The organism is Actinocorallia populi (genome assembly GCF_002995495.1).
GTDB lineage: Bacteria > Actinomycetota > Actinomycetes > Streptosporangiales > Streptosporangiaceae > Actinocorallia > Actinocorallia populi.
The window spans coordinates 213760-228261 of the sequence record NZ_PVZV01000006.1 but is presented as its reverse complement, the minus strand read 5'-3'; the positions used below and the strand labels follow the sequence as shown (position 1 = coordinate 228261).

General features: G+C 71.8%; 15 protein-coding genes. 6 read left to right on the top strand and 9 right to left on the bottom strand.

The genetic code is table 11. The features are described 5' to 3' along the window. Nucleotides 1–44: 44 nt before the first annotated feature. Nucleotides 45–1337 carry a cytochrome P450 gene (locus C2865_RS24435; RefSeq protein WP_106400893.1) on the top strand — a complete coding sequence of 431 codons (1293 nt, stop codon included), beginning with the start codon at nt 45–47 and terminating at the stop codon, nt 1335–1337. A 4-nt stretch (nt 1338–1341) separates the two neighbouring features. Here the strand turns inward: C2865_RS24435 and C2865_RS24430 are convergent, their stop codons facing one another. From C2865_RS24430 to C2865_RS24410, 5 genes are all read right to left on the bottom strand, one after another. Continuing rightward, nucleotides 1342–2928: a GMC oxidoreductase gene (locus C2865_RS24430; RefSeq protein ID WP_106400892.1), complete on the bottom strand. Its 1587-nt coding sequence runs from the start codon at nt 2926–2928 to the stop codon at nt 1342–1344. A 104-nt stretch (nt 2929–3032) separates the two neighbouring features. Further along, nucleotides 3033–3590: a TetR/AcrR family transcriptional regulator gene (locus tag C2865_RS24425; protein ID WP_198653566.1), complete on the bottom strand. Its 558-nt coding sequence runs from the start codon at nt 3588–3590 to the stop codon at nt 3033–3035. Between the two features lie 61 nt (nt 3591–3651). Then, complete coding sequence (locus tag C2865_RS24420) at nt 3652–4368, bottom strand: CE1759 family FMN reductase (protein WP_106400890.1); 717 nt, start codon at nt 4366–4368, stop codon at nt 3652–3654. Then, on the bottom strand, nt 4361–5617 hold the full coding sequence (locus C2865_RS24415; protein WP_106400889.1) for an LLM class flavin-dependent oxidoreductase: 1257 nt from the start codon (nt 5615–5617) through the stop codon (nt 4361–4363). The genes C2865_RS24420 and C2865_RS24415 overlap by 8 nt, the downstream gene beginning before the upstream one ends. A 127-nt stretch (nt 5618–5744) precedes the next feature. Further along, nucleotides 5745–6521, bottom strand: coding sequence for a TetR/AcrR family transcriptional regulator (locus tag C2865_RS24410; protein ID WP_106400888.1), 777 nt, complete (start codon nt 6519–6521; stop codon nt 5745–5747). A 47-nt stretch (nt 6522–6568) separates the two neighbouring features. Between C2865_RS24410 and C2865_RS24405 the strand changes: the two genes are divergently transcribed. Continuing rightward, nucleotides 6569–7294 carry a bleomycin resistance protein gene (locus tag C2865_RS24405; RefSeq protein ID WP_106400887.1) on the top strand — a complete coding sequence of 242 codons (726 nt, stop codon included), beginning with the start codon at nt 6569–6571 and terminating at the stop codon, nt 7292–7294. 99 nt (nt 7295–7393) lie between these two features. Here the strand turns inward: C2865_RS24405 and C2865_RS24400 are convergent, their stop codons facing one another. From C2865_RS24400 to C2865_RS24390, 3 genes are all read right to left on the bottom strand, one after another. Then, nucleotides 7394–7903 (bottom strand): GNAT family N-acetyltransferase, encoded by a 510-nt coding sequence (locus C2865_RS24400; protein ID WP_106401305.1) that lies wholly within the window; start codon nt 7901–7903, stop codon nt 7394–7396. A 41-nt stretch (nt 7904–7944) separates the two neighbouring features. Continuing rightward, on the bottom strand, nt 7945–9036 hold the full coding sequence (rsgA, locus tag C2865_RS24395) for a ribosome small subunit-dependent GTPase A (protein ID WP_106400886.1): 1092 nt from the start codon (nt 9034–9036) through the stop codon (nt 7945–7947). Nucleotides 9037–9338: 302 nt separating this feature from the next. Further along, complete coding sequence (locus C2865_RS24390; RefSeq protein WP_106400885.1) at nt 9339–10742, bottom strand: M1 family metallopeptidase; 1404 nt, start codon at nt 10740–10742, stop codon at nt 9339–9341. A 148-nt stretch (nt 10743–10890) separates the two neighbouring features. On the opposite strand from C2865_RS24390, the gene C2865_RS24385 reads away from it, so the two are divergent. Then, entirely contained in the window at nt 10891–11520 is a 630-nt protein-coding gene (locus C2865_RS24385; protein ID WP_106400884.1) for a class I SAM-dependent methyltransferase, read from the top strand. A gap of 142 nt (nt 11521–11662) precedes the next feature. After that, nucleotides 11663–11992 carry a TraR/DksA family transcriptional regulator gene (locus C2865_RS24380; RefSeq protein ID WP_106400883.1) on the top strand — a complete coding sequence of 110 codons (330 nt, stop codon included), beginning with the start codon at nt 11663–11665 and terminating at the stop codon, nt 11990–11992. A gap of 29 nt (nt 11993–12021) precedes the next feature. Here C2865_RS24380 and C2865_RS24375 read toward each other — a convergent pair whose 3' ends face one another. Further along, complete coding sequence (locus C2865_RS24375; RefSeq protein WP_106400882.1) at nt 12022–12384, bottom strand: hypothetical protein; 363 nt, start codon at nt 12382–12384, stop codon at nt 12022–12024. Between the two features lie 100 nt (nt 12385–12484). Here C2865_RS24375 and sigJ point away from each other — a divergent pair, with 100 nt between their 5' ends. Both sigJ and C2865_RS24365 read left to right on the top strand, forming a co-directional pair. Then, nucleotides 12485–13372 carry an RNA polymerase sigma factor SigJ gene (gene sigJ / locus C2865_RS24370; RefSeq protein ID WP_106400881.1) on the top strand — a complete coding sequence of 296 codons (888 nt, stop codon included), beginning with the start codon at nt 12485–12487 and terminating at the stop codon, nt 13370–13372. Nucleotides 13373–13487: 115 nt separating this feature from the next. Beyond that, the gene (locus C2865_RS24365) at nt 13488–14495 is read left to right on the top strand and encodes an AurF N-oxygenase family protein (RefSeq protein WP_106400880.1); all 1008 of its coding nucleotides are present in this window, start codon (nt 13488–13490) and stop codon (nt 14493–14495) included. Nucleotides 14496–14502 lie beyond the last annotated feature (7 nt).

Genomic DNA, 14502 nt, shown 5'->3' with positions numbered 1-14502 from the left:
TGGAACGCACGTCGAGCCCCCTTCGCACAGAACGGACGTGTCGCATGGACGTACGACAACCGCAGTCGGCTCCGGAGGGCGCGCCCCGCGTCGCGGACCTCTGCGGCGTGGACCTCTCCGACCCCACGACGTACCTGCCGGGGCCCCCGCACGCCGCGTTCGACGTCCTGCGCGCCGCCGCGCCGGTGGCCTGGAACGACGAGCGGCCGGTCGCGCTCCGGGCCAGCGAGGCCTCCAGCGGGCTGCCCGCCCCGCCGTCCCCGGGCTTCTGGGCCGTGACGAGCCACGAGCTGGTGCACGAGGCGTCCCGGCGGCCGGACGTCTTCTCCTCCTACCTGGGCGGAGTCCAGCTCTTCAACGCCGACGAGCTCACCCTCGCCGGGCTGCGCCTGATGATGCTCTTCATGGACCCGCCGGAGCACTCGCGGCTACGGAAGATCATCTCGCCCACGTTCTCGCCGCGCGCCGTCGACGCGCTGCGCGCCTCCATCCGGCGCCACGCCCGCGAGATCGCCGACGGCCTCGCGGGCGCCGGATCCGTGGACCTCGTCACGACCGTCTCCAAGGAGCTCCCCACCCGCGTGCTCGCCGACCTGCTCGGCATGCCCGAGGCCGACCGCCACCTCATCGTGGAGTGGTCCGACGCAATGATCGGCTTCGAGGACGCCGAGCTCGCGGGCGACCCCGCCGCGGCGGTGGCGACGTTCGCCGCGGCCCTGGAGTACGGCAGGCAGGTCGCCGCCGACCGCCGCGCCCGGCCCGGCGACGACATCATGTCCGCCGTCGCCAACGCCGAGATCGACGGCGAGCGGCTCACCGACGACGACTTCTGCATGTTCTGGATCCTCCTGGTCATCGCGGGCAACGAGACCACCCGCAACTCGTTGTCGGGAGCGGTCATCGCGCTCCAGGAGCACGGCCTGTGGGAGGGGCTCGCCCGCGACGGGGGGCTGACGATGACGGGCGTCGACGAACTGGTCCGCCACGTCTCCCCCGTGATGCAGTTCCGGCGCACGGCCACCCGGGACACCGAGCTCGGCGGGCAGGCCGTCCGGGCCGGGGACAAGGTCGTCCTGTGGTACACCGCCGCCAACCGCGACCCGAAGGTGTTCGCCGGCCCGCACGGCCTCGACCTGTCCCGCGACCCCAACCCGCACCTGGCCTTCGGCACCGGCCCCCACTTCTGCCTCGGCACGCGCCTGGCGAAGCTGGAGATCACCGTCATGCTCGACGAGCTGCTCGCCAGGTACCCCCGGCTGCGCCTCGACGGCGAGGTCGGGCGGATCACCTCCAGCTTCATCGCCGGCGTCGACCGCCTGCCGGTCGCCCTGGGGTGAGGGCTCAGAACACCTTGCCCGCGTCCTGGGCGACCAGCTCGTCGGTGGCGCGCTCGGCCACCGCGGCGATCGTCATCGACGGGTTGCAGGCCGCGGTGGTCCCGGGGATCAGCGCGCCGTCCAGCACGTAGAGGCCGCGGTGGCCCTTGACCCGGCCGGCGAGGTCGCAGACCGTCCCCATCGAGGCGCCGCCCAGGGGGTGCCAGGTGGAGGGGTAGGCGGCGGTGGTGTCCAGGAGGGTGGACAGCGGTCCGGCGATCTTCCTGGCCCGTGCGTGGATCTTCTGGTAGACCGCGTCGTCGCCCTTCTTGGGCCAGTGCAGGACGGCGTCGTCCTTGGCGGAGTCGTAGGTGAAGTGGCCGCGGTCGGAGCTGACGCCGTAGCCGACCATCATGGTGGAGCGCAGGTTGGCGGGCAGCGGCGGGAGGGACGCCTGGATGATGGTGTTGGCGTTCGAGGGGTCGGCCCAGTCCGTGCTGCCGTAGACGACGGGGCCGCCCTGGGGGACGCCGAAGTCGTCGGCGAGGTTGGTCCACAGGTAGATGCGGTCGCCGTTGGAGCCCCAGCCGGTGCCCAGGCCGTCGGGCATGTCGGGGATCTGGCCCTTGGCGGCGGCGCGCATCAGCAGCCTGGTGGTGCCGGCCTGGCCGGCCGCCATGACGAGGGCCTTGGCGGTGAGGATCTTGTTCTCCAGCACGGTCCCGTCGGTGGCGATGCGGTCGACGTGGACCTGCCAGCGGCCGTCGGGGGCCATGGCCACGTCGGTGACGTTGTGCTGAGTGGCGACGGCGACCAGGCCGGTGGCCTCGGCGGCGGCGATGTAGGTGACGTCGACGGAGTGCTTGCCGCCGTTGTTGACGCCCATGGCGCAGTCGCCGTTGGTGTAGGACGGCTTCATCTCGCCGTTGAGCTCGCGCAGCGCGAAGTTCCAGTCGATCGGCATGTGGATCTTCGTCAGGTCGTAGCCGGACAGCTCCACGTTGCGGGCGAAGACGCGGGCGGGTTTGTAGGACCTGCTGTTGATCAGCTCGTCGGGGGCGGTCTGGAGCTTGAGCATGCGGGCCACGCGCGGGTAGTATTCGCTGTTCATCCGGGCGTAGTCCAGGGCCTGCGGCAGGGTGGCGTTGAAGACGTCCTCGGCGGGCTGCATGGTCATGCCCTGGTAGACCAGGGAGCCGCCGCCGACGCCCGAGGCGCAGATGATGTCCATCCCGTTGCCGAACACCCGCTCCAGGAGCCCGGTGTAGGGCTCCTCGAAGCCGGGGACCTTGATCCCGAAGATCGAGGCGGGGGAACCCAGCCAGAACATCCGCTTGTCCGGGGACGCGGCGTGGGGGAACGTCTCGGCGTTCGGGCCGGTCGGCCACCGGACCCCGCGCTCCAGGACCAGGGAGGGTATCCCGGCCTGCGCGAACCGCAGGGCCGTCACGCCGCCGCCGAACCCGGAGCCGATGATGACGACGCGGTGCTCCTCGCGCGTCACCGGCACCCGCCGTCGGCGGGACGCGGCGGCCCGCGACGCGCCCAGCGCGGTCAGCCCCGTGGTGGCTGCGGCACCGGCGATCAGGGAACGGCGGCTCAATGAGGACATGTGTGCTCCACTCGGTCGGATTCCGGTCAAGCTGCGGCGCAGACGAGGCGCGGCCCGCCTGAAACTAGACAGTTAGCCGTCCGAGTGTCAATGAAGAATGGACACTAATTAGTACGAGTGTCAATCACGGGGTCGTGTGCCACCCCCAGGACCGGGATCAGCGACCAGCGCAGGAAGGAGCGCAGATCGTCGTCGGTGCGGACGGTGTCGCTGTCGAAGAGCAGCACGGACAGGATGCTCCGCAGGATGATCTCCACCACGTCGCCGAACCGGGCGGCCAGCCGCGGCTCCCGCGCCAGCAGCGGCACCAGGAACCGTTCGGCCACCGGCTTGGCCTGGACGAAGAGCTCCTCGTCGAACAGCGGGCTGCCCCGGTCGGCGATCAGCAGGGCGCCCAGCACGGGATGCCTGCGGCACTCCGACCGCACCGCCACGATGAGCTCCACGACGTACCCGGACGCGTCCGGCACGTCGGCGATCCGGGCGTCGATCCGCCCCAGCACCTGCTGCGTGACGCGGACCATCGCCTCGGACAGCAGCTCGTCGCGGCCGCCGAAGTGCGCGTAGACCGTCTGCCGGGAGACCCCGGCCTCCCGGGCCACCGCCACCATGTTCACGGCCTCGAAGCCCGACCGTTCCACGAGGGCCGCGGCAGCATCCAAGATCCGCTCTCTCGCCCCCACGCGGAAAGAATATCCCGGTGGGGCCGGGGCCCGGCCGGGCTCACCGGCCCAGCAGGTCCCCCATCGGGACGAAGTCCGCGAACTCGTCCAGGGCGCCCGCGCGGCCGCGCTGGTCGACGGCGGGTCCCGGCGAGGCGGCCGCCGGGGCGGTGCGCGCCCTGGTCGGGGTGATCGCGCCGCCGGTGATCCCGGCGAAGCGCGCCATGTACTGGGCCAGCTCGGTCCCGGCGCGCAGGGCCCGCTCGTCCAGGGATGCCGCGTCCTTCGCGGTGGTGGCCGAGCCGAAGTCCTCCGCGGCGGCGAACACGCTCGTCGGGACGGTGTCGGCCTTGAGGTAGGCGAACAGGGGGCGCAGCGCGTAGTCGATCGCCAGGGAGTGCCGGGCGGTGCCGCCGGTCGCGCCGAGCAGCACGGGCACGCCGGTGAACGTGCCCGGGTCGACGACGTCGACGAACGACTTGAAGATCCCCGCGTAGGACAGGTTGAAGGTCGGGGTGACGGCGATGACGCCGTCGGCGGCCTTCAGCACGTCGATCGAGGACTGGAGCCGCTCGTTCGCGAAACGGGTCAGGGTGGCGTCGACGATGTCGTGCCCGAGGTCCTTGACCTCGATGACGGAGATCCGCACGGCGTGCCCGTCGCGTTCGAGGACCTCGCGGGTGGCCGCGGCGAGGCGGTCGGCCAGCATGCGGGTGGAGGAGGGGACGCTCAGCCCCGAGGAGACCACCACGAGGCTGAGCGGGCGCGGGTCACTCATGGTCGGTCCCCTTCCCGGCGGGCGAGGCGGCGAGGCGCTGCCGGTCGCGGCGCTCCTTGAGTTCGGCCTGGCGGCGGGCCTGCTCGCCGCCCTCGGCGGTCAGCCCCGTCCAGTTGTCGCCGGTGCCGAAGCGGTAGGCGTCGGAGTACGGCGGTTCGCCCTCGGCCGCCAGGGCCGCGTCGCGGGCGGCGACGAGGGACGCGTGGGTGGGGGCGTCCGGCACGTGCGCGGGGCGCAGCGCGTCGAGCTCCCTGCGCAGGACCGGGACGATCTTCGTGCCGAGGATCTCGATCTGCTCCAGCACGGTCTTGTGCGGCAGGCCCGCGTGGTCGACGAGGAACAGCTGGCGCTGGTAGTCGCCCACGTGGTCGCGCATGGTCAGGTACCGCTCGACGACCTGGTCGGGCGAGCCGACGGTCAGCGGGGTCTCGCGGGTGAAGTCCTCCATCGACGGGCCGTGCCCGTAGACGGGCGCGTTGTCGAAGTAGGGGCGGAACTCGCGGACCGCGTCCTGGCTGTTCTCCCGCGCGAAGAACTGCCCGCCGAGGCCGACGATCGCCTGGTCGGCGGCGCCGTGCCCGTAGTGCTCGAACCGCTGCCGGTAGAGCTCCACCATCTGCCCGGTGTGGCGCAGCGGCCAGAAGATGTTGTTGTGGAAGAAGCCGTCGCCGTAGTAGGCGGCCTGCTCGGCGATCTGCGGGGAGCGGATCGAGCCGTGCCAGACGAACGGCGCGACGCCGTCGAGGGGCCGCGGGGTCGAGGTGAACCGCTGCAGCGGCGTGCGGAACTCCCCTTCCCAGTCCACGACGTCCTCGGTCCACAGGCGGCGCAGCAGGTGGTAGTTCTCGACGGCGAGTTCGATGCCCTGGCGGATGTCCTTGCCGAACCACGGGTAGACGGGACCGGTGTTGCCGCGCCCCATGACCAGGTCGACGCGGCCGCCGGACAGGTGCTGCAGCATGGCGTAGTCCTCGGCGATCTTGACCGGGTCGTTGGTCGTGATCAGCGTGGTGGCCGTCGACAGCAGCAGCCGCTCGGTCCTCGCGGCGATGAACCCCAGGGTCGTGGTGGGAGAGGAGGTGGCGAACGGCGGGTTGTGGTGCTCGCCGACGGCGAAGACGTCGAGCCCGACCTCCTCGGCCAGCTTCGCCTTCTCCACGATGCCGCGGATCCGCTCCTGCTCCGTGGGCACCGCCCCGGTCGTGGGGTCCGGGGTGATGTCGGCGACGCTGAAGATCCCGAACTGCATGGGAACGGCTCCTTCCTGTCCGTGCGGGCGGGCACCCGCCGATGGTAGTTGAATATTGAACCATCATGCGCGGGTGTTTGTTCCCCGATCACCAGGCCGGCGCGCGGCGGCCTGGGTGGAGCCGCCGTCACCGGTGATCCGCGGCGGCCTCGATCCGGGTGCCGATGGAGTCGAGGACCAGTTCGAGGCCGAAGGAGAAGCGGTCCAGCGCGCGCTGCACCGTGTACGGCAGCGCCGTGTCCGACACGGCGAACGCCCCCGCCTCCTCCAGTGCCGCGAACAGCGGGAAGCGCCCGCTCATGCGTTCCCCCAGGAACGGCACCTGCTGCTCCCACCACTCGTCGTCGCTGCTGCCCGTCCGCGCCGGCGCCTGCTCGGCCTCGACGACCGCCGAAGCCGCACCCCGGGTGTAGGACTCCACGGCGGCGACGCAGCCGACGACGCCCGCGGCGGCCAGCCCGTGCCCGTCGAGCAGGGCCAGCGCGGCCTCGTAGTGGGCGAGGACGTTCGGGCCGAACACGGTCCGCGACGTGGACACCTGCAGCAGCCACGGGTGGGCCCGGTAGGAGGCGAGGTCGGCGGCGGCCACCTCCCGCAGCCCCGCCCGCCACCCGCCCCCTCTGTCGGGAAGGGGCCGGACCTCCGCGACACGCTCGACCATGAGTTCGAGCAGCTCGGCCTTGCCCGGCACGTACGTGTACAGCGACGCGGCGCCGACGCCGAGCTCCTGCGCCAGCGCCCGCATCGACAGGGCGGCCGGACCGGCGCGGTCGGCCTGGGCGATGGCCGCGTCGACGATCCTCGACAGCTCCAGCCGCTGCCGCGGGCCGCGCCGCGGGGCGGGCAGGCCGTCCCAGAGCAGTGCCATCGTGCGTGCGGGGTCGCCTTGACCCGCGTACTCCATCAGAAATCCTCCGGTAGCAAATACTCCGAACGCTGTACGATGTTTTTATGCGCAGCGAAACGGTCATCCCCTGCCTGCCCTGCCGCCACCTCGACGACGTCCTGCCGTTCTACACGGCGCTCGGCTTCGACGTCACCTACCGCCAGGAGCGCCCCAACCCCTACGCCTCCGTCCGCCGCGACGGGATCGAGCTGCACTTCTTCGGCGTCCCGGAGTTCGACCCCGCCGAGTCCATGGGGAACGTCATCGTGCTCGTACCGGACACCGAGGCGCTGCACGCGTCGTTCGCGGCCGGGCTGCGGGCGCGGTTCGGCAAGATCCCGGTGTCCGGCATCCCGCGCATGACCCGGCCCAGGCGCATGCAGGGCACCGCGGGAGGGTTCATGGTGGTCGACCCCGGCGGGAACTGGGTGCGGATCAGCCGGTACAAGGACGACGCCGACGAGCCGCACGCCTCGGAGGGACGGCTGGCGCGAGTGGTGGCCGCGGCCGCCCGCCAGGCCGACTCCCACGGCGACGAGAACGCCGGGATCCGGGTGCTGGAGACCGGGCTGGCCCGGCACGCCGACGCGCCGGACGCCCAGAGGCTGCCCGCGCTGGTCTACCTGGCGGAACTCCGGATCCGCACCGGCGACCCCGACGGCGCGGTGCCGCTCCTGGCCGAGGTGGAGACCATGGAACTCGCCCAGGCCGAACGCGAGTCCCTCGCCAGGGAACTCGCCACCGCCGCCGAACTGGCCGCCGATCTCCGCGGACCGGCTCCCCGCCCGTGAAACGAGCCGGTGGAGGGCTCCAGGCCCCCGCGACCGGGACGTCTCCGGTCACGGGGGCGTGGTGCCCGGGAGAGACGGTCCCGGGCACCACGGGGTGTGTCAGACGCCGAAGGCGGCGGGGTACTCGATGGTGCCGGTCGGGACCGGGCGGGTCCCGTCGAGGGCCATGGCCATCATGGCCTCGTCGGGCACGTCGAAGGGAGCCCGGATGCCGAAGCGGGAGGCGGGGGTGAAGCCGAACCGCGGGTAGTAGTCGGCGTGGCCCAGGACGAGGACCAGGTTCTCCCCCATGGCGCGGGCGGCGTCCAGGGCGGAGCGGATGGCGGCGGAGCCGGCGCCGGTGCGCTGGACCGAGGGCGGCACCGCGCACGGGGCCAGCGCGAGGGCGGGCTCGCCGTCGACGTGGCACCGGGTGATCAGCGCGTACCCGGCCGGAGCGCCGTCGGGGTCGATGGAGACCATGGACAGTCCGTCGATCCACGCCTTCGGGTCGGCGCGCAGGGCGTCGACGAGGTCGGCCTCCAGGGCGGTGGGAAAGGCCGCGAGCAGGATCTCACGGATGGCGGGGATGTCCGCGGCGGTCTCCGAGCGGGTGGTCCAGGCGGTCATGGTGATCTCGTTCTCTCTGAAGTCGGGGGTGTCGGTGTCGTTCACTGCTGGTTCCCCCGGAACCGGTAGGTGGCGCGCAGGTGCCGCGTGATCTCCTTCTTGGTGGCCTCGCGGTCGGCGCGCAGTCGCGCGTCGGTGCGGGAGGCGGCGTAGTCGTTCTCCCTCAGCAGCCGCTGGTAGCTGTCCAGACGGCGCTGGGGGATCTCGTCGGCCGCCACGGCGGCCAGGACCGCGCAGCCCGGTTCGCTCACGTGCGCGCAGTCCGCGAACCGGCAGTCCTGTGCGAAGTGCTCGATCTCGGCGAAGGTCTGCTCCAACCCGTCCTGGGCGTCGTGCAGTCCGATCGCGCGCAGGCCGGGGGTGTCCAGCAGGACGCCGCCGCCGGGCAGCGGGAGCAGCTCCCGCCACGCGGTGGTGTGCCGGCCCTTGCCGTCGCCCTCGCGGACGGCGCCGGTGGCCAGCCGCTCCTCGCCCAGCAGCCGGTTGCCCAGGGTGGACTTGCCCGCCCCGGAGGGTCCGAGCAGCACGACGGTGCCGGTCAGGACGGCGGTCAGGGTGTCCAGGCCCTGCCCGGTCACGGCACTGGTGACCAGCACGTCCGCCCCGGGGGCGATCTCGGACACCTCGTGTGCGGCCGACTGCGCGTCGGCGCACTCGTCGGCCTTGGTGAGCACCACGAGCGGCTGGGCGCCGCTCTCCCAGGACAGGGCGAGCATGCGTTCGGTCCTGCCGTGGTTGAGCGGGGCGGCCAGCGACACCGTCACCACCACCGTGTCGACGTTGGCGGCCAGGACCTGGCCGTGCGAGGTACGCGAAGCGGACGAGCGCACCAGGGCGGTGCGCCGCTCCAGTACCGCGTCCAGCACCGGTCCACGGCCGGCGGCGGGGCGCAGGGCCGCCCAGTCGCCGGTGCACGGCGCCGACAGCGGATCGCCCTGACCGGTGTCGGGGATCTGCGCACGGACGATTCCGGCGTCCGTGATCGCTTCGCACGAGCCGCGTTCGGCTCGCACGACACGGGCGGGGATCAGCCCGGCGGCGTGATGGGGTGCGAAGGCGCGCTCACACGCCTCGTCCCAGCCGTAGTCCGCCAGGGAATACGAATGATCATGATGAGAGGAAGGTCGAGACAACGTAGAGACCCTTGAACAGGGGCCCCGATCAACACGGAGTGCTGCCTACCGCGAGCCGCCAGGGCTCCAACGGGGGCATCAATGTCAGTTCAGACCGGGACCCGGGACGTGAGGATGGTCCGGCGGGCGCTGCGCACGGCAGCGGTCTTCACGACGGTCATCAACTCACCTCCCCTTTCTGCTCTCGCAGCCGACCCGGTTGTCACTGCTTCGAGAAGACTAACACATGTCCTTGCCCACAGGTGATCATCCGGCGCTTTCCGGGAGCGGGACGCCCCGGGGCGTCCCGCTCGTCGTCCCCTCTACAGGGCGGGCTTGCCCGGGGTGTAGACCCAGGCGGTGAACAACGCGTCGAGGTCCTGTCCGGAGACCTTCTCGGCGAGTTCCTTGAAGTCGGCGGTCGTGACGTTGCCGTCCTTGTACTTCGCGGCCCAGGTGCGGCCGAGGCGGTAGAACTTCTCGTCACCGATCTTCGTTCGGAGGACGTGGAGGGTCATCGCGCCGCGCGTGTAGGACGACCAGTTGTAGATGCCGTCGCGGCCCGGGTCGCCCATGACGGTCTGCCATGCCGCGTGGTCCGCGGCGCGGGCGTAGGAGGCGTCGAACGCGGCCTGCGCGGTGCGGCCGCCGGTGGCCTCGGTGTACAGCCAGTCGTTGTAGGTGGCCCAGCCCTCGTTGAGCCAGATGTCCTTCCACAGGTAGGGCGTGACGCTGTCGCCGAACCACTGGTGGGCCAGCTCGTGCGCGATCGTCCCGGTGTTCGGCTGGCGGCCCGGCTCGCCCACGTCGTAGACCGAGCGGCCCTGGGTCTCCAGGGCGTAGCCGACGCCGATGCGGTCGACGACGCCGCCGGTGGAGGTGAACGGATAGGGGCCCCAGGTCTCGCGCATCCAGTCGGTCACGGTGTTCGTCGTGTCGAAGAACGTCTTCGACTGGTCCGGGGCGGTGTCGAGAGCCGAGTCGATCGCGGTGACCGACGGGATGCCCGAGGGGGTCCGCCCCGCCGTCACGTTGAACCTGCCGATCGCGAGCATGGCCAGCTCGCTGGCCATCGGGTGCCGCATCCGCCAGGTGACGGTGGTGAGGCCGCCGCGCGTCCGCTCCTTCACCTTCTCGCCGTTCGACAGCGCCTTGAGCCCGGACGGCGCCGTGACCGTGACGCTGTAGGTGGCCTTGTCGCGCGGGGTGTCGTTCACGGGGTAGTAGGTGGCGGCGCCGAACGGCTGGTTCAGCGCCACCGCGCCGTCGTCCGTGGCGATCCAGCCGGACGTGCCGAGCGCGGGATCGTCGATGCGCTGGGGGACGCCGTGGTACTTCACCGTCGCCGTGAACTTCTTGCCGGCCCTGATCCCCTTGCGCGGGGTGATGACGAGCTCCTGCGCGCCCTCCCGCTTCCAGGCCGCCCGTCCGTTCACCCTGACGTCGTCGACCTCCAGCGGGCCGAGGAAGTCGAGGTTGAACGACGAGAGGTTCTGCGTCGCCCTGGCCTGGATGCGCGCGGTGGCGGTGATCGCCCCGGTCGAAGGCTCGAACTGGAACGTCAGGTCGTAGTCCCGGACGTCGTACCCTCCGTTCCCGTTCTCCGGGAAGTACGGGTCTCCCGCCCCCGCCGCCCCCGGCGTGAACCGCTCCGCGGCGTGCGCGGCGGGCGCGAACGCCAGGGCCGCCGTCAGCACCGCGGCCGTGACCGGTCCGCTCCGTCTCATCGTTTCTCCCCTCGATGCACCATCTGTCCCTCCCGAGCCTGACGAACCCGCATTTCCCCCACAAGTCCCTCATGAACGCGAGTCCGTTTCGCAACGCGGGGACGGGGACACCACCGACATGACGCACCCCCCTCCCGAGGAGACGACCATGACCCACCGGCACCCGCTCTTCGCCCGCTTCTACGCGCGGACCAGCCTCGCCATGGAGCGCGGTCTCGCGACCCACCGCCGCACCCTGCTGGAGGGCCTGTCGGGCCGGGTGATCGAGGTCGGCGCCGGGAACGGCCTCAACTTCGCCCACTACCCCGCCGCCGTCACCGGGATCCTCGCCGTCGAGCCCGAGCCCCACCTTCGCTCCCTCGCGCAGGCCAACGCGAAGCGCGCCGCCGCCCCCGTCGAGGTCGTGGACGGCGTGGCCGACCGGCTCCCCGCCGAAGACGCCTCCTGCGACGCAGCGGTCGCGTCCCTGGTGCTGTGCAGCGTTCCCGACCAGGCGACCGCGCTCGCCGAGATGTTCCGCGTGGTCAGGCCGGGCGGGCAGCTGAGGTTCTTCGAGCACGTCCAGGCCGCGTCGCCGGGCCGCCGCCGCGTGCAGAAGGCCCTGGACGCCACGGTCTACCCGTTCTTCGGCGGCGGCTGCCACTGCGCCCGCGACACCGCCACGGCGATCGAGCGTGCCGGTTTCACCATCGACCGGATCGACAGGCTCGGCACCGCGCAGACCCAGGTTCCCTTCCCCGCCGCGCCCCAGATCCTGGGTGTCGCCGTCCGCCCTTGACCGTCCGGCTCCTACACCATCCGGCCCCCCGTTAATGGGGCCTGCGACCGATGGTGGCGGACGGACGTGCCGTCCAGACTGAAGAAAGGGGGGTTTTGATAACACCCCGTCCACCCTGACACCGCACGAAAGGGCAGCCTTGATGTCGACGTACGCCAGCCAGGACATGCCGCGACCCGGACGTCTGGACTCCGGGGAGGCGCGCCGTCGGCTGGAGCAGGAGCGCCAGAACCGGCTCGCCCAGCTGACCGCCCTCCTGGAGGGCGAGGACTCGGGAGCCGGTGAGATCGCGGACGTCCAGCTCGCCTCCATCCGGCGGGTGGTCGAGGACATCGACGCGGCCCTGGAGCGGTTGGAGGCCGGCGCCTACGGGAACTGCGTGCGCTGCAGCCGCCCCATCCCCGTCGAGCGGCTCGAGATCCTGCCGTACGCGCGCTGCTGCGTCGGCTGCCAGCAGAAGGCGAGCCGCTGAGGGGCCGCGGAGGGCGCTGAGCGCGGGCCTCAGCGCCGCGCCAGCGCCAGCACGCTCAGCCCGAACATCAGGACGCCCAGGGGCAGATGGACCGACGGTACGTGCGCGATGCCGAGCAGGACCTGGGCCGAGGCGAGGACGAGGAAGCCGGACGCGTGCCAGACGGGCCTGGACGGGCCCCCGCCCGGCTTCCACGCCAGCACCGCCGCGAGCAGGTACAGCATCGCCGCCCCGTACATCACGCGGGCTCCGGCGCTGTGCAGCGCCTCTCCGTAGGACGAGGTCAGCAGCAGTCCGGCGGAGACCGCCTGAAGGAAGATGGTCAGGGTCTGCAGCGCGATCGCGATCTGCAGAAACGAGAAGCGGCGCCGTGCCGTCGCCTGGGTCGCCATGCCACGTTCCTCTTTTCCGCCCGGGGGCAGTGGATCGATAAGGTCTCACCGACCCGACGACATGGGCCTGTGAAAGGTAAGGCGAGGAGGCGGCCGGAGCATGGAGACGGCCGGGGCGGACACCGACGGGGCGGCCGGTGAGCGACGCCTGTTGATCAACATCGCCTACCGGTTGCTCGGTTCGCTGGCCGAGTCGGAGGACGCCGTACAGGAGGCCTACGCACGCTGGTACGCACTGCCGCCGAACCGGCGGGAGGAGATCGTGTCGCCCGGCGCCTGGCTGACGACGGTGACCGGCCGCATCTGCCTGGACGTGCTCGGCTCGGCGCGGGCACGGCGTGAACGTTATGTCGGCGCGTGGCTGCCCGACCCGCTGCCCGACCGCGCCGAGCGGGGCCACGGCACCGACCCCGCCGACCAGATGGTCCTGGACGAATCGGTGACCATGGCCTTCCTCGTCGTCCTGGAGTCGATGACACCCGCCGAGCGGGTGGCGTTCGTCCTGCACGACGTCTTCCGGTACCCCTTCGCCGAGATCTCCGGCGTCCTCGGCCGGACCCCCGCGGCCTGCAAGCAGCTCGCGGCCTCCGCCCGGCGGCGGGTGCACGTCGCGCGGGATCCGGTGGGGGCGGCCGGGCGGTCCGAGACCGTACGGCGGGTCAAGGAGGCGTGGGAGGCCAAGGACATCGCGGCCCTCGTCGGCCTCCTCGACCCGGCCGCCGTGATGACCGCCGACGGCGGCGGCATGGTCGGCACCGTCCTGCGCCCGGTCGAAGGCGGTGCGCGCATCGCCCGGTACCTGGTCGCCATCGCCGACACGGCTCCCGGTCTGGAGCTCCTGGAGCGGTCGGTCAACGGCGCGCCGGGCCTGGTGGCCCGGTATGCAGGCGCCGTCACGACCGTGGCCTCGTTCGAGGTCGCCGACGGCCGCGTCACCCGGATCTGGGCGGTCCGCAATCCGGAGAAGTTGCGGCCCTGGGCGGGGTAGCCGGCGGTCCGCGCCGCGGAAGTTCGTGCGACATCGCGTCTCATTAACTCTTTACTTGCGACAGCATGTCGCACTAACCTCGGGGCAAGGGATCCGCGACGAGGAAGGTGCCGAGATGAGTACTGCAGGGCTGACCGCGACCGCCGCGCGCGGCGCCGGGCGGGACCGGCGCGAGCCGGACTACCACGAGACGTTGCGGACGTTGTCGGAGGCGTCCGTGCACCGGCACTTCGACGCGTTCCTCGACATCCCCTGGGACGACCCCGCGTACGAGGTGCGCGCCGACGACGAGCGGTGGATCCTGCCGCAGGAGGACGTGCTCGGGCGCCACCCCTGGTACCGCTCGCTGCCCAGGGAGCGCCAGATCGAGATCGGGCTCTACCGGCAGGCCAACATCAACAAGGTGGGCCTGCAGTTCGAGCAGGTCCTCATCGCCGGGCTGATGCAGCACGCGTTCCGGCTGCGCAACGGCGACCCCGAGTTCCGGTACTCCACGCACGAGGCGACCGAGGAGTGCCACCACACGCAGATGTTCCAGGAGTTCGTGAACCGCTCGGGCGTCGACGTGCCCGGCGGGACGCGGCTCTTCCGCATGACGGCCCCGTTCATGTCGCTGGCCGCCGCGTGGGTGCCCGCCGCGTTCTTCGTCGGCGTCCTGGCCGGTGAGGAGCCCATCGACCACCTGCAGAAGTCGGTGCTGCGGGCCGGGGCGCAGGCGCACCCGCTGCTGCAGCGGATCATGCAGATCCACATCGCGGAGGAGGCCCGCCACATCGGCTTCGCGCACCGGTTCCTGCAGCACCACGTGCCGCGGCTCGGCCGGGTGCGCCGCGCCGTCCTGTCCGTCCTCTTCCCGCTGATCATGCGTTGGCTGTGCGACGTCATCATGGTCCCCGGAAGCGAGGCACGCCGCGGAATGGGCATTCCCCGGTCCGTCGCGCGCGAGATCTGGTGGCGCGACCCCGAGTCCCGCAAGACTCTGCGCGACTTCTTCGCCGACGTCCGCATGCTCGCCGAATCCCTCGACCTGATGAACCCCGTCTCCCGGAAGGTGTGGCGGATGTGCCGCATCGACGGCAGGCCCTCCAGGTTCCGCAGCGAGCCGGCCTCCGCCGCGTCCTGATCGGGAG